The sequence below is a fragment of the Runella sp. MFBS21 genome, assembly GCF_029433105.1.
Lineage (GTDB): Bacteria > Bacteroidota > Bacteroidia > Cytophagales > Spirosomataceae > Runella.
This window is the reverse complement of the sequence record NZ_JARNTW010000011.1, coordinates 195,564-214,507: the sequence shown is the minus strand read 5'-3', so window position 1 is coordinate 214,507 and position 18,944 is coordinate 195,564. Positions and strand designations below refer to the sequence as shown.

Annotated in this window: 16 protein-coding genes; 3 read left to right on the top strand and 13 right to left on the bottom strand. The window is 42.6% G+C overall.

Annotated elements, in window-relative coordinates; translation table 11 throughout:
* Positions 1-11: 11 nt before the first annotated feature.
* Entirely contained in the window at positions 12-743 is a 732-nt protein-coding gene (locus P1X15_RS20455) for a DUF1080 domain-containing protein (RefSeq protein ID WP_277339994.1), read from the bottom strand.
* A gap of 162 nt (positions 744-905) precedes the next feature.
* On the opposite strand from P1X15_RS20455, the gene P1X15_RS20450 reads away from it, so the two are divergent.
* The gene (locus P1X15_RS20450; protein WP_277339993.1) at positions 906-1,775 is read left to right on the top strand and encodes an AraC family transcriptional regulator; all 870 of its coding nucleotides are present in this window, start codon (positions 906-908) and stop codon (positions 1,773-1,775) included.
* A 162-nt stretch (positions 1,776-1,937) separates the two neighbouring features.
* Here P1X15_RS20450 and P1X15_RS20445 read toward each other — a convergent pair whose 3' ends face one another.
* Positions 1,938-2,861 carry a LysR family transcriptional regulator gene (locus P1X15_RS20445; RefSeq protein WP_277339992.1) on the bottom strand — a complete coding sequence of 308 codons (924 nt, stop codon included), beginning with the start codon at positions 2,859-2,861 and terminating at the stop codon, positions 1,938-1,940.
* Between the two features lie 92 nt (positions 2,862-2,953).
* On the opposite strand from P1X15_RS20445, the gene P1X15_RS20440 reads away from it, so the two are divergent.
* Both P1X15_RS20440 and P1X15_RS20435 read left to right on the top strand, forming a co-directional pair.
* Entirely contained in the window at positions 2,954-4,390 is a 1,437-nt protein-coding gene (locus tag P1X15_RS20440) for an NADP-dependent isocitrate dehydrogenase (RefSeq protein ID WP_277339991.1), read from the top strand.
* 14 nt (positions 4,391-4,404) lie between these two features.
* Positions 4,405-4,641, top strand: a complete 237-nt coding sequence (locus P1X15_RS20435) for a hypothetical protein (RefSeq protein ID WP_277339990.1) — start codon at positions 4,405-4,407, stop codon at positions 4,639-4,641.
* Positions 4,642-4,715: 74 nt separating this feature from the next.
* Here the strand turns inward: P1X15_RS20435 and P1X15_RS20430 are convergent, their stop codons facing one another.
* The 11 genes from P1X15_RS20430 to P1X15_RS20380 all read right to left on the bottom strand — a co-directional run bounded on the left by P1X15_RS20430 (position 4,716) and on the right by P1X15_RS20380 (position 18,943).
* Complete coding sequence (locus P1X15_RS20430; RefSeq protein ID WP_277339989.1) at positions 4,716-5,732, bottom strand: zinc-binding dehydrogenase; 1,017 nt, start codon at positions 5,730-5,732, stop codon at positions 4,716-4,718.
* A gap of 2 nt (positions 5,733-5,734) precedes the next feature.
* On the bottom strand, positions 5,735-6,127 hold the full coding sequence (locus P1X15_RS20425) for a VOC family protein (protein WP_277339988.1): 393 nt from the start codon (positions 6,125-6,127) through the stop codon (positions 5,735-5,737).
* A gap of 80 nt (positions 6,128-6,207) precedes the next feature.
* Positions 6,208-6,585 (bottom strand): VOC family protein, encoded by a 378-nt coding sequence (locus P1X15_RS20420; protein WP_277339987.1) that lies wholly within the window; start codon positions 6,583-6,585, stop codon positions 6,208-6,210.
* A gap of 3 nt (positions 6,586-6,588) precedes the next feature.
* Positions 6,589-8,658 (bottom strand): heparinase II/III family protein, encoded by a 2,070-nt coding sequence (locus P1X15_RS20415; RefSeq protein ID WP_277339986.1) that lies wholly within the window; start codon positions 8,656-8,658, stop codon positions 6,589-6,591.
* A complete protein-coding gene (locus P1X15_RS20410) occupies positions 8,642-9,367 on the bottom strand; it encodes an RraA family protein (protein WP_277339985.1) in 726 nt (241 codons plus the stop codon). The genes P1X15_RS20415 and P1X15_RS20410 overlap by 17 nt, the downstream gene beginning before the upstream one ends.
* Entirely contained in the window at positions 9,364-10,065 is a 702-nt protein-coding gene (locus tag P1X15_RS20405) for an SDR family oxidoreductase (RefSeq protein ID WP_277339984.1), read from the bottom strand. Before P1X15_RS20405 ends, P1X15_RS20410 begins: the two co-directional genes overlap by 4 nt.
* The gene (locus P1X15_RS20400; protein WP_028665064.1) at positions 10,065-11,720 is read right to left on the bottom strand and encodes a sodium:solute symporter family protein; all 1,656 of its coding nucleotides are present in this window, start codon (positions 11,718-11,720) and stop codon (positions 10,065-10,067) included. Before P1X15_RS20400 ends, P1X15_RS20405 begins: the two co-directional genes overlap by 1 nt.
* A gap of 48 nt (positions 11,721-11,768) precedes the next feature.
* A complete protein-coding gene (locus tag P1X15_RS20395) occupies positions 11,769-13,178 on the bottom strand; it encodes a GH39 family glycosyl hydrolase (RefSeq protein WP_277339983.1) in 1,410 nt (469 codons plus the stop codon).
* Between the two features lie 38 nt (positions 13,179-13,216).
* On the bottom strand, positions 13,217-15,163 hold the full coding sequence (locus P1X15_RS20390; protein ID WP_277339982.1) for a DUF4861 family protein: 1,947 nt from the start codon (positions 15,161-15,163) through the stop codon (positions 13,217-13,219).
* 5 nt (positions 15,164-15,168) lie between these two features.
* Positions 15,169-17,214 (bottom strand): glycosyl hydrolase 115 family protein, encoded by a 2,046-nt coding sequence (locus P1X15_RS20385; protein ID WP_277339981.1) that lies wholly within the window; start codon positions 17,212-17,214, stop codon positions 15,169-15,171.
* A 25-nt stretch (positions 17,215-17,239) separates the two neighbouring features.
* Entirely contained in the window at positions 17,240-18,943 is a 1,704-nt protein-coding gene (locus tag P1X15_RS20380; RefSeq protein WP_277339980.1) for a RagB/SusD family nutrient uptake outer membrane protein, read from the bottom strand.
* Position 18,944 lies beyond the last annotated feature (1 nt).

Sequence of the window (18,944 nt, the reverse complement as noted above, 5' to 3'; positions counted from 1 at the left end):
ATCTTTCGATTTTAATATGTCAATATTTTGATATTCCTGAATGATACACTATGCCCGTGGTCTTGCAACAAAATGTGTCCCTTTGGAATTGTCGCAAAACCCTGATAATCTTTGAATTTACTATCTATAACGCCCCGTTTGAATACTTCAGAGTTTCGGTCAACATCCAGTACTTTTGTACCGTCAAGCCAATGTTCGATGTGATTCTTTTTCACCACAATTTTGGAAGTATGCCACACCCCTATTTTGGCATTGGGCTTTTTGGCAGCCACAACATCATAAATGGAGGCGGTTTTGAGGTCTTGTGGTAAAGGCTTGCCATTATAAATATAGTCAGCATCATCAATCAATTGGTACTCATAGCCCACCTGTGAGCCTTTTTCAGGCTTGGGCTGCCGCTCTTCAATAAAATACTTTACCCCAGAGTTTCCCCCTTTTCCCAGTTTCCAGTCAAAGACAAGTTCGAAGTCACTATACTTCTCTATAGTCACTATATCCCCTGCATCTCCCGATTCGCCCCCGTTGGTAAGCTCCCCCCTCAGTTCGCCATTAATTACTGTCCAACCCTGTTTTGGAAATTCTGAACTATATGCACCGCGCCAACCATGGGTAGTCTTTCCATCAAATAACAAAATCCATCCCGACTTTTTTTCAGAAGCAGTCAAGGTATTGGGAACTTGGGCATTGACATAAATGCCCCTAAAGACCATAAAAATGGTAAGTAACGTTTGCAGCCTGAACATAAATGGGTTGTTTTATTTTGCAAAATTCTGATAAAAATCTTCATTTTTCTAATGGATATTTTGCAATAAATACAAAAATATTTGCAGTAAGTTTTCAATAATACCAATTAAAGCAAATATAGATATATACTTGCGGCTGATTTTCTTAACTATAACAAATCCATGCGACCTAACCTCCTTACCGTTCCTCAAAATGAAAGTCAGTCGTTCGACTTGCGCCATGAGGTTGTCCCTTATTTTACAAATCCTTGGCATTTTCACCCAGAGCTAGAGCTCAACTACGTAGTACAAAGCTCAGGCACACGCTTTATCGGACAGAGTGTAGAACGCTTCGAAGGGGGTGAAATCATCCTCATTGGCAAAAATTTACCGCATTATTGGAAAAATGATGCTGCATTTTACCAGTCCCAACCTCTCTGTTCGGCAGAGGCTATCGTAGTACGGTTTTCGGAAGATTTTGCAGGCAAAGATTTCTTTCATTTGCCCGAAACAAGGGCTATTCAAGCGCTTTTTGAGCGGGCAATATTTGGTCTAAAATTAGTTGACCCGCTCCTCACCCACATAAAAAAATCCATGGTAGAGTTAGCTCAACAACAAGGTTTTAACCAACTACTGACACTTTTATCAATACTGCAAGAAATTGCTATTTCATCGGCTACAGAGATAATCTCTCCCCACTACGTTCCGAGTCAATTACAAATTAAACACAACGACCGACTCAGTAAAATCTTTGCCTACCTCATTGATCATTTTACGGAACCCATCCAACTACTGGAGGTGGCCTCTGTCGCAAACATGAACGAAGCTGCCCTTTGTCGCTATTTCAAATCACAAACCGGTCAAACTATCACGCAATACATCACAGACTTGCGGATTCGATATGCTTGCGAACTCTTGATAAAGGGGGAGGATTCCATTACCCAAGTTTGTTTTCAGGTAGGTTTTGAAAATGTTTCACACTTCATTCAAACGTTCAAGAAACTACGAAATCAAACCCCGTTCGAATTTAGAAAACGGGGAAAATCGTTTTAAATACTGTTTTATTGGTCATCGAAAACTGATTTCTACGATAAAAACGATTTCCAAAAGGCAGTTATACCAGTTTACTTTTTCGCTAAAGCTAACTATTGAAGGTTTTCAAATCAAAGTATTTTTTACCATCTTGGGCTGTAAGCCGCCATTTGAATTATTTAATCAATATTCTTCATACCATCCAAATCTATCTTGAACAATCTGAGCTTTGTATTGTTGGATATAAGTCATAAAAGCTTTTGCTACCGGAGAAAAACTCTTTCCTCTCACCCAAACTAGCTGCCATTCAGATATTAATGGAAAGTTTTGTATTGGAATAATCTGTAAATCACCATTTTGAAGTTCATTTTTAATTCCAATTAATGGCATTACTGAATAACCCAAGCCTGCTATCACAGCTTGCTTAACGGCTTCATTGGAAGTTAATTCCATCTTTTTTTTGATTTGCAGATGAGACGCTTCAAAAAATTGCTCCATTACATAGCGGGTACCAGAGCCTGCCTCTCTAAATATCAAGGGTATAGTTTCAAAAAAACCAACATCATAGGGGCGCTTGTTAAACTTCTTTTGCCCATTTGCTACCAAATAAAGCTTATTTTTCATCAAGCTAATTCCTTCCGTATGAAGGTTGGCGGGCAATACGGATACCAATGAAAAATCAACTTCATTTTTTTCTAGACTTTCTATGACCCTGCTTTTGTTTGTTACATCCAACAAAAGCTCAATACCTTCGTGCCGGCTCATAAAATTTGTCAAAAAATACGGCATAACGTACTTACCAGTAGAAACGACAGATATTTTTAAACGTCCGCTAAGTTGACCTTTGTATGCCATCGTTTTATAGTTTATGGCATATACTTCATTGAGGATGCGCTCCGCAGCAACCGCAATTTCTTTACCGAAATCTGTTACATATAGTTTTCTGCCTACTACTTCTGTGAGAGGAATATCGAATTGTTCTTGAAAGTTTTTCAACTGAATAGACACCGCTGGTTGGGTTAAAAACAGCTCTTCGGCTGCTTTCGTAATACTCTCTGTTTGAGTTACTTTCAAAAAAACCTGGAGTTGATGCAAGGTGTAATTCATAAAAACTATTAATGATTAACATTGTAAATATAAATAAAAATATATTAAAAATAACGTCGAGTTTTGTGGCGTCAAACATAAAAAAACAAAATATGACACGAATTACGGTAGCAAAGGGCGATGGCATCGGGCCTGAAATAATGGATGCCACACTTAAAATAATTTTAGCTGCTGGCGCCCAAATTGAGATTGAAGAAATTGAGGTAGGAGAAAAGGTGTATTTGGCAGGTAATACCTCCGGGATAGCTGCATCTTCTTGGGATACTATCCGACGCAATAAAGTTTTTTTGAAAGCCCCCATTACTACACCGCAGGGTGGTGGCTACAAAAGTTTGAATGTTACTACTCGTAAATTTTTGGGGCTGTATGCCAACGTACGCCCCTGTGTAAGCCTTCACCCTTTCGTAAAAACCAAACATCCTGTCATGGACATTGTCATTGTTCGTGAAAACGAGGAAGATTTATATGCCGGCATTGAGCACCAACAAACGGATGAGGTCGTTCAATGCCTGAAACTTATCAGCCGACCTGGTTGCGAAAAAATCGTCCGTTATGCTTTTGAATATGCCAAGCAGTATGGTCGAAAAAAAGTAACTTGTTTTACCAAAGACAATATCATGAAACAAACTGATGGGCTTTTCCACCAGGTTTTTGATGAAATCGCCAAAGAATATCCAACTATTGAAAATGAACACTGGATTATTGATATAGGTGCGGCCAAAATGGCCGATACTCCCGAGGCTTTTGATGTAATCGTAATGCCCAATTTGTACGGGGATGTATTGTCAGATGTAGCAGCTCAGATTGCTGGTTCTGTAGGCTTGGCTGGCTCTGCCAATATTGGAGAAGAATGTGCCATGTTTGAAGCAATTCATGGTTCGGCACCGCGCCGCGCAGGGCAAAACTTAGCCAACCCTTCGGGACTTTTGCAAGGGGCAATTATGATGCTTACTCATATTGGTCAGACCGAGATAGCCGAAAAAGTACAGAATGCGTGGCTCAAGACCATGGAAGATGGTATCCATACATATGATATTTTTAAGGAAGGAATAAGCACCCAAAAAGTAGGTACGCAAGAGTTTGCAGAGGCAGTCATTGCCAATTTAGATAAGAAACCTTCCACCTTGAAAGCCGTTTCTTACGACAAAGAGACTGCCCTTAATCTGCCAAAATATACTCGTAAACCTGCCGCAAAGAAAGAATTGGTGGGGGTAGATGTATTTGTTCATTGGCCAGGTGAAGATCCTAATTTTCTAGCCGATAAAGTCCGCAATATAGCCACAAGCGCTGCAAAGCTGACAATGATTACCAATCGAGGTATTAAGGTGTGGCCAGAAGGATTCAAAGAAACATTTTGTACGGATCATTGGCGTTGTAGATTCAAGCCTTCTGAGGGTTCTATCATCACTCCTTTGGATATAGTAGAGCTCCTCAACAATGCCATAGAATTTGACATTGATGTTATCAAAACAGAAAATCTATACGCCTTTAATGGGACAGCTGCTTTCTCGCTTGGACAAGGACAGTAAACAACAATATAAACATGAAAATAGAACTTACAAAAGGTAGATTTTTGCCTAATGAAGCACTTGAATTACTAACTCAACTGGTGCATACAAAAATCCGTTTTTTGGAAATGAAAATCTCCTCAAGTAGTAGCGAGGAGGAGATTAAAATGCGCGAAAATAGGATCAAAGAATTGCAAAGAGGCTTGTACGAAGCAAAGAAACATGCCGAGTCATGTAAGGGATTAGATTTGAATGTTGTAATCGAATACTAATGGGAGAGTGAATGGTGTCAAAACAGTTGTTCTTACTTAAGAGCAACTGTTTTTATATGAGTGCTTACGCTCAATTAATCGTCAATCTCTAGAAGGTATTTCATGCCCGCAGGATTTTGGTCAATGATTTCAAAAATCTGTTGCGCATCGGCTAGAGGAGAGATTTGGGTAATCATTTCGGCTAAAGGAAGTACACCACTTGATGCCAAAGAAATAGCCTCTTCAAAATCCTCAGGCTCGTACACTCGTGCTCCAATCAATTTGATTTCGCGCCAGAAAAATCGAAATAAATCTACCGCTTTGGGTTCGGAATGAATCGCTACCATCACAATCCGCCCACGTACTTTGGGAAGTTGAGTCATGGCAGTTACACCGGCCTGTACACCCGAAACTTCAAAAACTACATCTGCCATCGCCCCGTCGGAAAAACTTTCCACTCCTTTTACTAAATCTTCTTCTATGGGATTGACTGTTTGAAACCCTAGCGATTGGATAAACTCTATACGACTGTGGTTTACCTCCGAAATAAGCACATTAGCCCCTTTCTGACGTGCCACCAAGGCAATCAACAAACCGATAGGCCCTCCGCCAATGATGACTGCATTTTCGCCAGACTTCAATTCGCCAAGACGAACATCATGACAAGCCACCGCCAACGGCTCAATCATCGCTCCCAGAGAAAGGGATAAGTTTTGGGGTAAACGGTGAAGTGTAAACGCAGGTACATTCCAGTACTGCTGCATACCTCCGGGGGAATCAATACCGATGAATTTGAGATGTTGGCCAATGTGTCGATAACCATTGTCGGCGGGCACTTCTTGCCCAGGATTCAAAGGACGAACGGTAACCTTTTCACCTACTTCCCAGTCACTTACATCTTCGGCTATTTCATCAATGATTCCCGATACTTCGTGCCCAATCACCTGAGGTATTTTTACTCTTGCGTCCATTTTGCCATGATAAATATGAACGTCGGTACCACATACTCCCACATAAGCTACTTTTAGACGTACTTCTCCTGCTTGCAGAGGTTGTTTTTCAATGGTTTTGAGCGTAAAGGAGTGGTTTCCTTCATAAAACAATGCTTCCATGATTAATTTGATTTTGGGCGTTCAATTAATTGTAATGTATTTCCTTCGGGATCCAAAAATGTCCGTACTCGCCCCCCTCCCGTAGCAGGAGAAAGCACACTCGTCCATTTGACATTATGCTTGTCTAAATAATTGACTCCCAATTCAATATCGTCTACTTTAAACGCCAGGTGCGACCATCCCAACGTTAGATTGGTACGGTTGGGGCGAGGTTTTCCGTCGTTGGGCAATATTTCGAGTATGGAGCTGTCAGGGGCTTTTAGTAACCAAATAGGACGTGGGTCTTTGAAGAGTACTTCGTAACCCAATACCTCACAGTACCACGTAGAGAGTTGTTCTACATTTTCGGCAGCTAAAGCCGGATGATCAATACCTTTCACTTTAAAATTTTCCATTTTATTTTTGGTTTAGAAAATAGAAATCCGGTTCACCTTTTTTGGGCAAACGAATAGCTTAAAACTTGACTATGAATCAATTATAAGTCTCTCTGCAGAATTTGCAGCAAATTACCTTCTATATCTAAGAGGCTCCGCACTTTACCGCCGCCAATGGCACTGCTTAATTCTCCAGCCCACGTCACTTGAAATTTATTTAAGTGTTCAATCGCTGCTACGATATCTTCTACCCGCAAAGCCACGTGCGACCAGCCAGGCGTCCAAGTCGTTCTTGCAGGCCGTGAAGTATCGTCTTTAGGCATGATTTCGAGCAGTGTCCCATCAGGAGCTTTCAGAATCCAAACGGGTTTTGGATGCAAAAACACCTTTTCATACCCCAATACTTCACAATACCAATCTGCCAATTTCTCAACATTATTGGCCGCTACAGCTGGGTGGTCTATTCCGAGAACTTTCATCGTTTATTGGGTTCTTTTTAACACAAATTTTTCATTCTCATTTACAATATCCCACCTTCGGCCATGCCCCGAAACCATTGAAAACCAATTTTTATCCTTGATGTTCAATGTCCATTTTCGGGTATCGCTTTGAAGTGTGAAACTATTTTCTGTTGCTTGCAAATTCCAGTTTGTCAACAAATCAGGCTCGTCTAAGGCAATCGCATGTACCACCGTTCTTGTCGTCAATTTTTGTCCTTCTGTAAAACGAAATACCAACGCATTCCCTGATTTTCCTTCTCCCAATTGATTGGGTTCGGGATGATAAGCGTCATGTAAAAAACCATACACAGGATACGAAAAAGAGCCACTTCCTCCATGAAAAAGTTTCATGCCCGATTGGTTCTTTCTGACGGTGAGGCAAGCTTTATCTTTTTGCCAAGTGGTATGTCCATCGCGATTATTTACAACCCAATTCCAAATAGTAGTCACGGGGTAATCAGCACTAATTTGGTCAACTATAAACAATACGTGGCTCCCCGCCAAAATCCAAAATCTTGAAAATTCCTGAATGGGTTGCCCATAGGCTTTTCCTACTTCCGCTCCCACGACCGAAACCACCTCATTTTTGTCACAAATCAAGCGTTTATCGCCTCTTTCAATTTTTTCTCCCCCTTTGCCATTTACTATTTTTCGACGAGGAAAAACACTCTTTTGTTCTAACAACGACGCTTTTGCCAAATCTTCTTGTAATCCCAGCGACTCTTTTTCTATCAAAAAAGTACAAGTATTATGTGTTTGTGAGCTACTCTCTAGCCCATGAATGATATTTCGATAGCAGCTATGGCCTGGGTCGGCCAAGAGTCGTTCGTTGTTATGAACCAGAATAAAACTGTTTAAATCGCCATGCAAATGACCCAAGCCATTCAAAGGCTCACTTCCTCCATTGACAGCGAGGATTGTTTTACCATTCCATGCATCTCTCACAAAAGTATTTCCGTTTGAAAATGAAGTGGTTAAAGGTAGAGGGGCCTCTTCTGGAGAAATACTTCTCGCCTCGTAAGTCAATAAAGGAAGCGTCAAAAACCCCCAATCATTACGCATTCCCAATGTCGCCAAATCGTGAGGGCCTTGGTCAGGAACGGCCAAATAGTAAGTCTCAAACAACCATTTTGCCAATCCTTTTTCGGTTTCGTTTTTGCTTCGTGCAGCTATATGTAGCAACACATCGCCAGAAGGACGAAAAATAGCCGCACTGTCGTTGAAATTGGCAGCTCGGGCGCGAGGAATTTCGCCCCATCCTTCCAAAGATTTTGTATAAAACATACTGGTGGCAAACCAGTTGATTGTATTGTGTACGTCAAAAATGGGCTGTTTTAGGTAAGAATATTTCCGTAAAATAGCCTCTTTTGCAAATGTGAGTGCCAGAAGTAAGTAATTTGCATACTGCAATGATTCGCCGTAAGAACCATCTTCTTGCAGGGCATCTTGACACAATTCGAATTCGGGTAGTAGTTCACCAATGATTTGTTCCTCTTCCAAAACAACCGCCGCTACCATCGCCCCACTAAACAAAATACTGCGCCAGTTGGCTAAATGATAATTTTGGGTAAGCCATCTTCGGCAAAGTAGAAGGGCTTTATTTCTTAGTGCTGTACGGATTTCTTGTTGTTGGCTTTCGTCAAAAGCATTTTTCGCTAAATCATAAACTACCGACACACCCCACGACAAATGAGCGGTTTCGAGATGACCCGTAAAGGGGTCAGAATGGTCACGAAATTCGGGACCGACCCATTCATAAAGGTCTTTTCTTATGATATTGAGGGTCTCTTTTTGGAGCCATTGACCCAACTCTTCCGTGGGACGTAAAGCATAGCTCAAGGCGGCATCAGATAGGTATTCGGCTGCCGAATGCCACCAAATGGTAGTGGCATTGGGTCCTAACAAATTCGCCCAAGAGACACGTTCGTATACACGTTTTTGTAAAGCACCAAAAAACAACGAAATAGCGGACTGCTCATTTGTGATTTCACGCAAAATGATTGTTTTTTCGGTATCGTTCAGAAATATAGGCATCTTAAAAATAACCTCCATTTTTGACTACATCAGTAGGTTTCATCCCCGATTCGACCATTTCTCTGATTTCATCTTCTTTAAACATCAATTTTTCGGTGGCCAGCAATACATCATAGGCGATGTGTTGCGGAATAGAAATCACACCATCAATATCCCCAAATACCCAATCGCCGGGTTTGACAATAACCTCTCCCATAAGAATGGGTTTTTGGTAATGGTACATTCTAAAACGCCCCAACATACCTGTGTTTGACTTAAATTGGTGGAAAACAGGAAACCCCTGTTTAAGAATCGCTTGGGTATCTCTGATACCGTTTATCACAGCCCCTCGACAGCCCAGTTTGAGCGCCGCCATCGTCATCACTTCGCCCCATTGTGACGTAACGCTGTCGCCCGTACAATCCCATACGACCACCGCATCTTCGTGGAGCGCTTCGAGCATTTGGGCACGCATTTCAAATTCACCTTCGGTGGTAATATCGGGGCCACCTTTGACCGTAAAGGCCAAACCAGCTAGTTTCATTTCTTCCCGTAAAGGAGCAAAGCACGACGGCAAGCTGGTAGCGTGCATTTGGTAATTGAAACGTAAAATGTCGTTGACAGCTCCCGTATAAAGTCTCAAATAACGCTCGCGCATTTCGGCGACTGAAATCGGAAAAGGAGAGGGAGGACGAATCTCTTCCGCCGTGTGAGTCGTGTCCTGTGAATGATGTCCATTGGTATTCATGATATCAAAAATTTCATATTGTCAAAATTTATTTCCCTGATAAGCACATAATCAGGCTGATTCAACACAAACACAATGACACGCGCCACGTCTTCTACCTTCAAAAACTTCTCGCGTGGTACTTGACGGTCGCCCCAATAATTGCTATCGGTTGGCCCAGGATTAATGTCGGTTACTTTGATACCGAGTTTAAGTGCTTGATCAGCAAGGCCGCTGCTCAGCCCTCTTGCCCCAAATTTGGAAGCACAGTACACGGGAGCGTTGGGATTGGTGCGCTGTCCTGCCATCGAAATGACTGTCAGGATATGACCCGCCTTTTGAGGTTTCATTATTTTTAAAGCTTCTCTGTTACATAGAAAAACACCCTTAACGTTTACCTCAAACATTTGTTCAAACGTATCCAAATCGGTAGAGGAGAGGTCGGTCGTCAAAACACCAACGCCAGCATTATTGAGCAAAACATCCACTCCCCCAAACGCTTCCACACAGGCCGCAAAGCCAGCGACTACGTCGGCTTCATTTCCTACATTGCCTCTGAACGAACGTAAATTGGGGTGGCTTACTTCCTCGGCCAGTTGATGCGTTCGGCTAAAGTCAAAAACCTTTGCTCCCGCTTCCAAAAGCATCAAGGCAGTAGCTTTACCGATACCGCTCGAAGCTCCCGTAATAAAGACGATTTTATTGGCTAAATAACTCATTATGAATGTTGTTTACTTTTTTTGAAATATAAAAATGCAGCCACAACAACGCAAAGTGTACCAGAAAGAAGAGCCAACTGCCCGCTAATCGTAGCGCGGGATGGCATCCCCATGACGATAAACATCAAGCCCGTCAGACCAAACGCAATACCATACATGAGTTTGATTGCATTAGCAAAGGCATCGCTTCCTTTTGACTCTGGATTGGGAACAAAAGGAATGGTTAACTTCTTAAAAAAAGCCGCTACTTTTTGGTTGTAATTTTCATTTTTGGAAGGCACTAAGCCCGAAATAAAGAAAATAAGAATGCAAACGGCGATTTCTATGAGGGTCGCAAATTCCCAACGAATGTCTTTGTTGGCGTTGAGGGCAAAACCCACAAACGTACCCACAAACAAGGTGGCCAACGCTCCCCAAGGCTGTGGTTTGCGGTAAATAATTCCAAATATGACCGGCACAATCATCGGAACCGCAAATATGCCTCCTAGTAATTTGTTGGCTTCAAAAGCGCCCCCAAATCCTCCCACAAACAAGGCTCCAACGGTTACGACGGTTCCAACGCCAAGGGTCATCAACCTACCCACCAAAAGTGCTTCTTTGCCACTTGCATTGGGACGAAAAACACGTTGGTAAATATCGCGAGTAAGCACACTTGCCGTTACATTGTACTCGGCACTCAATACCGACATGGTGGCCGAAAACATCGCCGCCATCATCAATCCCATAATTCCCTCTGGCAGCAGTTTGAGACAAAGACTTACGTAGGCCATTTCGGGATTGTCGAGATCAGGAATAATCACCCGCGCAGCAATGGGCGGGAATAAAAAAATAACAGGAAAAATGAAGAACAACAATGCGGAGAAAAGCCCCAATTTTTGGCCATCTTCCTCACTTTTGGCACTATAAAAACGCTGAATAAAAGTCCAATTTCCGCTGTAACGAATGATAATCAGTACATAATAAGCCACCAAAAACCACGGCATTCCTTTTTCGCCGTTGGTCCAAGTCATGTTTTCAGGGATAACGGCTCTCATATTTTCCAGCCCTCCCGCCGCCTGATACGAGAGTGGCACCAAAATGAGCGTAGCAATGAAAAGTATCACAAATTGCACAACATCGGTGACAATCACGGCCCAAAAACCTCCAATCACTGTATAAAGCGTCACCACAACACCACACCCAATCACCGCAGTTTCGAAAGAAATACCGGACGCAGCAGTCACAAAAAGCCCAATAGCGTAGAGTTTTATCATGTCATCAAGCAATTTGAAAACAACTCCGCTCCACGAAAAAATCTGGCGGATAGAAGCATTGAAACGTGTCTCCAAAAATTCTACCGGACTGATGATTCCTGCTCTTTTCCAGCGTTTTGCAAAAAAAGCTACTGCCACTAGCGACGGAAAAACCGTACTCCAAAGCACCGTGATAGCTACTAATCCATCTTTGTAGGCGATTCCGGCATAGGCTACAAAAATCACCGTACTGAATTTGGTCATGAAGTTGCTGATTCCGCCCGCAATCCAGCTTACGCCATTTCCGCCTTTAAAATAATCATTAATATTTTTAACAAATCGGCCCATAAAAATCCCGATACCTGACATAATAATCATGTATAGGAAAATCGCCAAGTAATCAAGTGTATGCAGTTGTTTCATGATGAAAGGTGGGTTATGGGGCGTCGAGAGCGTAAAAGAATCATGTTTTTATTTTAGAGCAAGAGCACTTTTTTCAGCTACTAAAACAGGATAATCAGGCACAGGTATATTGCTCAACACAAGTCGATTACCTTCTTTTTTGATTTGGGATTTAGGAATATCATACACTTTTCCCGAAATCAAATCTACATACACGGGACTTTTAAAATTTCCGTCTATCGTGACAGTCGTCGATTTAGGATCGTAAGTTTCGGCGGGACGAGCTTCTCCGCTCCAAAGGGTGACTAAACTCCCTTTGTTTTGTCTGTGTTGGTACTGAAATACATATACTGTAGATTGGTTGGTGGCAGGTTTTGCTTTTACCAATTCGATTTGGTCATCAAAAAGAGAGAAAACGTGTTGGGCGGCTTTATAGCTTAGTTTGGGCCGTTCGATGGTTTTATCAGGATTGGTTTTGAGCAAACCTTTTGAGTTGATACCTACCATGTGGTCGCCTGCGGCATAATGAATATCGCTGATTGTAAACAGATTAGTAGCAATTCCTCTCCCATTATCACCGAGCATACGACGCAAATCCCACTTGGCTTGGGTAAGTTCTGACCAATCTTGGTCGGTCATAGCGCCAACGGTCGTGCCTTTTTTCTGAGAAGGAGCCCCATTTTCGCCCTGCATAAAAATCACTTCAGGCTTATAACTCCACACAATGGCGCGCAGCCTTTCGATGTGCGGATACGATACATCGGGATTAGGCGAATAACCATGATACGTCAGAATATCAATCAAATCAAGGGCGTTGTTTTGATAAAGATATTCCATAAAATCACGTACAAAATTGAGATTTGTAACGCTTGCCATTCCCAAAGCAATGAGCTGGGCATCGGGCTGAATACTCTTCACGATTTTGGCCGTACGTACATAAAACTCCCCGATTTGTTTGCCCGTATGATTGCGGTTGATGTCGGGTTCGTTCCAAATTTCCCACTGAGGTACCTGATTTTTGTACCTTGTTACCATAGCTCTTACCCAATTGTCCCAGCCTTGCAACCCTTCGGGAGAAGTCGGAATATGCCCCGCCAATTTGGCTTCGCCTCCCCCTTCATAGATTGGATTTCCGTATGACAATTCTACCCAAGGTGCTACTCCACGCGACGCCGCATCGGGAATAATGGCATCAAGCCACGCAAAATCATAGGTCCCTTTGACTTTTTCACACTTTGACCAACCTCCCTGCAAACGGATACGCTTGGCACCTAAAGGCCCTAAATAGGTTTTGTAAGACTGATAATCAGTGTAGTCACGGTCGAGGGTTTCGCCGCCAATGCTCCATGTACTCTTTTTTATTTCTTTGGCATCGCGGGTTTTGAGTTGGCCTACTTCTTTCCAATCAGGTTGGGATTGGGCCAAAAGGCATTGTTGGGTTAAGCACAGAAACGACAAAAACAAAAGATATTTTTTCATGAGTATTTAGTAAAGATTTTGGTAAGTAGTTGAGTCAATTAAAATTTCATTTTAGGGACTTCCATATTTACATAATCTAGCCAATCTTGTCGGCTTTTAAACTGCGGAGCTTTGCTCCATCCTGCACCTATGTAGTAAGTGATAGCTTCTCCTGATTTGACATTGACCAATGCAAATCGTTCTTTATCAAAAGAAGTAAAGTTTTTGATTTGCTTAGGGTTTACCACGACCGTCGTACCCAATTCGCCATTTTCGGGCAAATAGGATTCCCATACAGTAAGCGTTCCCGTTTTTTTATTTTCAATGATTTCAGGGGTTTTTGCATAAGCGATACCCACCACTACAGGCACTGGTTTTTTGTCGCTGCTTTGAAAAGTACTGACCACTTTAAAAAAGTTATCGCCCATTTTCATGCTGATGACTTTCGTTTCGGAAACTTGACGGCCATCTACCTCCCAAGGTTCAAAATTCAGCTCAAAAGCAATTTCTTCTTCCGTATTTTTCAAAATACGATGTGTGGCATAAGGGGCTGATATGTAAGGCTTACCATTGTGCCAAATGGCCGTCCCGCCATTACCACGACTGTATCCAACATGGAAAAAATCACAGCCCTCACCTCGGTCAATGTGGTAGGGTTTACCCATTTTGTTGAGACTATACCACATGTCAATCACGGGATAAGGCACCGATTTGGTCCAAATATCAATGCCACTGCTCACTCTATCTTTGACGGGCGGGCCATACACTCTGAAACCTACGCGGTCGTTTTCCCAAACGATATTGCCGTTGGCTTCGGGCATGTATCTTACATAAGTTTGGGGTTTACGAGGTTTGCCGAATTCGGTCACATAGCATCCAAAGCATTTTGCAGGGGTCACTTCTTTGATACCCATTTTGAGGGCCTGCGTAAAAGCCAATACTACCGGCCCGAAAGCATGGTGGTCATTGAGAATCCACTCTCTTTTGATATAATCTTTTTTGGTGCCTTTGCCTGGATTTAGACAACCACGACAGGTATTGCTCACCGAGCCGTCGGGTGCGATATAAGAAGTATAACCACTCAGTCCTTTCACAAACTGAGGCAAATAGGTTTTGTCAAGGATGTTTTTTTCAATCGCGATACCAATACCGTACAGAAGCAACCCACTCCCAGAAGTTTCGATATACGACAAAGGTTCGGTCATTTCCTGATTCCATAGTCCTTCTTGATTTTGGTATTTTAAGACCGCTTCAAAGAAATTTTTGGCGACCCGATTTACTTCTTGCTTTTTGGGATGCGTATCGGGCAAGTCTCTCATCAACGAAGCCAGTGCAAACGCGCCCCAGCCATTTCCTCTCGACCAATTGTCTTCTGATAAAATTCCCAAACCCGTAAAACCACGCGCTTGACGAAGCAGCCCGTTGGTATCTCGTAAAATATCAAACAAAAGCAATGTTTCTTTCACCGCAATGTCAACATATTCAGGCTTTTGCATGGCCATACCTGCATACAGCATATAAGGAGTAACGGCAAAGGCGATGTCTATAAAAATCTGGTCGAGGCTGTCTTTGGCCCAATTGGCCGTCACAATGCCCTCTGAAGAACGTTTTTGGAGTTTAAACATTTCATTGGCTCGAAGATCCACTTGTTCTTTAACCGCGTCTGATTTTTTTAAATAATATAAATAAGCTGCTCCGCTGCCACCTGCTTTGTAGCTGATAAAACTGCCACGACCGTCTATTTTGCCCGTTTTGAAGTCGGCAAACAAAGCTAAAGCCTGACGGAGTGTTTGGGGGTCTTTTTGCAGCACCGCCAATTCGCTCATGCCATGCATCAACAAACTACCGGGATAAAGTCCCAAATCCGTGTCTGCTAGTGCTTTTTTGAGTACTAACGTTGCAATCGCTTCGGTACCCTTACTTTGAGTCTGTGCAAAAGCTCGCAACTCGATTTGTAAAAACGCGCTAACCAATAAAAGGATATACTTGTAATTGAATCGTTTCATGGTGTTTATTTTAAAAGTTCAACAACCTCTTGCGTGAGTTTTTCTTTTGCTTTTAGATTCATTTTCTTTTCTCCTCGATACCATGAAGCCCATTTTTCACCCTGCGTTTTCAAAGCTTGTGCTTCTCGAATAGTCTCAAACGGAAGTAATGCCTCTTGCAAAAGTTGTTTGGCTTGGGTTAGTTGGTGATGGTCTAGGGCAAGTTTGGCTTTCATCGTATGTTCAAGCCAAGTAGTCAGTGCCAACATTATTTTTAGATGAGCCAAGAAGTCGGTTTTAAAAAAGGGAGTCTGCTCCACTTTATTGGCCAGTTTTTCGGCGTTGAGTAGGGCATTTTTTTGTAACAGCACTTCTTTAAGCAAATCTTCTCGGCTCAGATTGCCCGAAGACATATCGCCCAACGACTTAGCCCATTTACTTTCTTCAGATTCCTGTTTTCTTTGTTTCAAAAGGGCTTGGTACTTGGTCGAATCTGTCAGTTGTAGTTTTAAATCATTCAGAATTCTGGTAGCCAACAGATTGGTTTGGCCGTCCATCAGAATCGGAGTATTGGATCGTGGATTGAGTCGGAAGCTGTCAAAATAAGCTTGGTAGATTTTTTGGATGGCGTCTATCTGTTTGTTATAGTATTTTCCAAACCATTGATTAGTAAATCCTTGTAAATCAAAATCGTTGAAATTCCAAAGCATTTGGGCAGAAGCATCAATCCCTAAACCAAACTCACGAATATTGGAAACATTTAAAATACAGTATTCGGTATCACCTTTTTCAACTGCCTGCTGCAATACTCGTTCGGTTTGAGCAGGCGACACAATAGGCACCAAATGCGGTCCCGAACTCCACAATTGATGATGATAGTATACCCCATATTTGTGCGTAGGAACTCGCTTGGTTTCGAAAAAATCTTGTTGCCAACGCCAGCCGGGTGAGTTATCGGCAAAAACAACAGTTACGTTTTCCGGAATTTTGAGATGCCCCGCTTGGTTCAAAGTAGAGCCTTCTGCCCATAAGGTAGTGGTAACAAGCGGGTTAGGTCTTTTATCGACTTCTTTAATCAATTGCCGCTGAAAAGCCATCGCATCTGAAATCAGCCTACCGCGCTCGGCGTCGGTTTGGGGGGTATTGGGGTCGGCCATCCACATGGGTCGGTCAGCGATGCCTCTCAAACCTATTTGCCAAATGACATTAGGGATTTTTGCCCATTCTTGGGCGTACAATCGCCACACTTCTTTTACTTTTTCGGGGTTTGAATAGTAAGAAAACAAAGGCTTGCTTCCTTCTTTTTCTTTCCAATAATTAAAGTACGTAAAAGCACTCACTCCCATTGGCTCCACGTGGTGCATCGATACATACAGTCCTCTTTTGGTAGCTTCTTTTACCAAAGCAGCTTCAGCGGGATTACGAATGTCAATAAAGCTTGCCGGAATAATCAAATTGAACCTTTTTCGCAACGCCGTTTCGCAGACTTTCTTCATGATTTCGGGGGAAACTACTTCCTGATAATAAGGATAATCTATGTTTCTTTTTCCGCCTGATTCGTACCATTCTGTAAGCAAATCTTCGTCGTTGATAAACCATCCACGGTATTTGAAAGTAGGTTTTATCGACTGATAGTCAACTTTTTTCCAAGCCAAAGTTGTTTTTTTGACCGGTTCATTGTCATTCCAAAAATACATGGGGTCTACGCCCAAATAGTGTTCGGTAAAATGATAAATGCCAAACACCGTTCCTAAATCACTTTCGCCCGTTATGAGAAGGTTTCCGTTCTGGTTTTTGAGGCGGTAAACTTCACTGTTTTTGGGCGTTGTTTGAATCAAAATAGCATTGCCTTTCTTGGGTTTCTGGCTTGTGATTTCAATGGTTTTACCCGTGATTTTTTGAATATCACTTACCAAATCTTCCACCGCCTTCCGAACTGCTTCCGATTCGGTTTTAGGCAATACAATTACCGCTTGTGTATGTAGACCGACCAACTCAAAACCTTCTTCTTTTTGACTTCGGCAAGGCAAAAAGAAGAGTGCAAATAGTAAAAGAAACAGACCCGATTTCATGAGAGAAAACTTTAAATATGGATTTTTAATACCCTGGATTTTGCTCTAATTTACCGTCTTTGTTAGCTTCAATTTCGGAAAAAGGAATCGGAAATAAAGCATGAAAATCTTGGATATTGCTTTTGTTGAGCGGGTTGTATTTCCGAACCCTCTCCACCAATTTACCCATTCGAGAAAGCGTAACCCGACGATCTTCTTCAAATACCAACTCACGAGCTCTTTCATCCAAAATATAGTCGAGGGTTACTTCGGCGGGTGTGACGGGAGTCGCTTTGGCTCTATTTCTAACTACGTTCAAATCATCGGCTGCTTTTTGGGTATCTCCCTTTAAAAGATAGGCTTCGGCCCGCAAAAAATAAGTCTCAGGCAAGCGAATCATGTACATATCACGGTAGGTTGCGCCCGCCGTGGTTTTGAGCGTAAGTTTGGCGGCATCTTGCATCAGTCCGGCAGGGTGTTGACCGGGAGTAGTCACTTTCGAAGGATAAGGATACCATCGCCAGCCTTGTGCGAGCCAGTTGTTGGCGGGAAAGTCAATCAAGCTTTTCCCAAAGTATTTGGTAGATGCTGGATTAGTGTAAATAAAGTCCCGTACAATATTATAAGAAGAGGTTCGGATATCGGTCGATGTTACTTTTCGGTTGTCTTTTTTAGGATCCAAACCCCAAATTTCGTACGTCCAATAATCGGTAGGTTGAACAAAAGCCACTCCTCTGCCTCCGCTATTGAGGGTCGATGCCGATAGATTATCGAGCAAAGCGGGCCTTCCATCGGGGTCAACAATCGAAAATACCGCTGGTGATACCACACGTTCGAGGTTATTTAAAGCCCCTCCCGTCGAAGCAAGGCCACCTCCTATCACATCCAATTCGTACTGTATTACCCAAATCGACTCTGTATTACCTGCTTTTCGGTTTTGGTTTCCTACTCGAAACAAATCATAGAAAACATCCCCGGACTGGGTTCTTAAGCTTCCAAATCGTTCGGTCATGAGCTTTAAACCCGAATTTTGAATCACTTCGGTAGCCGCTGCGATGGCCTTGTCGTAGTCTTTGAGCGTGATGTAGGTTTCGGCAAGTAAGTGATTGGCCACAGCTTTGTTGAGTTTACCATCTTCGGCGGCAGTGAGAGCGGGTAGATTGGCCGCAGCATCGGTAGCATCTTGAATAATTTGCTTAAAAATCTCCTCTCTAGGCGCTCTGGTAAAATCACTTTTAGGTGATGATGCTTCTTCCGTAATCAAAGGGACAGCCCCATATAGATAAACGAGCTGTTTATAGGCCCAAGCTCGAAACAACTTTGCTTCTGCGGCAACTACCTTTTGACGAGCCTCACTTATACTCGATTGGGGCAATCTCGAAATAATCGTATTGGCATTGGAAATGATTTTATACCAGCTCGTCCAATGGTACCTCGGAATAGTGCCTTGTGGAGTAATCGCCGCGGCATAATTACCGATGCGAGTCGCCGCTTCTAAACGGGCATTGAAAGCAATATCGGTTCCTAATACTTCCGAATAAAAGTCAGCGCCTCCATTGACACTATGAATTGCTCGTACTTTGGCATACAAGTCTGTAAGCGCCGCACTGAAATTAGACTCAGTAATAAATGAGTTTTCGGGACTATAAAAATCCTTGGGGATTTCTTTTAGAAAGGTGTCTTCGTTGCAGCCAAAATTTACTATCATGGCACCAGCCAAAAGACACGTTTTTATGATTTTGGATGTCATG

Bases quoted from the DNA above. Each gene is read 5' to 3' on its own strand.
- P1X15_RS20455 (WP_277339994.1), bottom strand. From the start codon at position 743: ATGTTCAGGCTGCAAACGTTACTTACCATTTTTATGGTCTTTAGGGGC.
- P1X15_RS20450 (WP_277339993.1), top strand. From the start codon at position 906: ATGCGACCTAACCTCCTTACCGTTCCTCAAAATGAAAGTCAGTCGTTC.
- P1X15_RS20445 (WP_277339992.1), bottom strand. From the start codon at position 2,861: ATGAATTACACCTTGCATCAACTCCAGGTTTTTTTGAAAGTAACTCAA.
- P1X15_RS20440 (WP_277339991.1), top strand. From the start codon at position 2,954: ATGACACGAATTACGGTAGCAAAGGGCGATGGCATCGGGCCTGAAATA.
- P1X15_RS20435 (WP_277339990.1), top strand. From the start codon at position 4,405: ATGAAAATAGAACTTACAAAAGGTAGATTTTTGCCTAATGAAGCACTT.
- P1X15_RS20430 (WP_277339989.1), bottom strand. From the start codon at position 5,732: ATGGAAGCATTGTTTTATGAAGGAAACCACTCCTTTACGCTCAAAACC.
- P1X15_RS20425 (WP_277339988.1), bottom strand. From the start codon at position 6,127: ATGGAAAATTTTAAAGTGAAAGGTATTGATCATCCGGCTTTAGCTGCC.
- P1X15_RS20420 (WP_277339987.1), bottom strand. From the start codon at position 6,585: ATGAAAGTTCTCGGAATAGACCACCCAGCTGTAGCGGCCAATAATGTT.
- P1X15_RS20415 (WP_277339986.1), bottom strand. From the start codon at position 8,658: ATGGAGGTTATTTTTAAGATGCCTATATTTCTGAACGATACCGAAAAA.
- P1X15_RS20410 (WP_277339985.1), bottom strand. From the start codon at position 9,367: ATGAATACCAATGGACATCATTCACAGGACACGACTCACACGGCGGAA.
- P1X15_RS20405 (WP_277339984.1), bottom strand. From the start codon at position 10,065: ATGAGTTATTTAGCCAATAAAATCGTCTTTATTACGGGAGCTTCGAGC.
- P1X15_RS20400 (WP_028665064.1), bottom strand. From the start codon at position 11,720: ATGAAACAACTGCATACACTTGATTACTTGGCGATTTTCCTATACATG.
- P1X15_RS20395 (WP_277339983.1), bottom strand. From the start codon at position 13,178: ATGAAAAAATATCTTTTGTTTTTGTCGTTTCTGTGCTTAACCCAACAA.
- P1X15_RS20390 (WP_277339982.1), bottom strand. From the start codon at position 15,163: ATGAAACGATTCAATTACAAGTATATCCTTTTATTGGTTAGCGCGTTT.
- P1X15_RS20385 (WP_277339981.1), bottom strand. From the start codon at position 17,214: ATGAAATCGGGTCTGTTTCTTTTACTATTTGCACTCTTCTTTTTGCCT.
- P1X15_RS20380 (WP_277339980.1), bottom strand. From the start codon at position 18,943: ATGACATCCAAAATCATAAAAACGTGTCTTTTGGCTGGTGCCATGATA.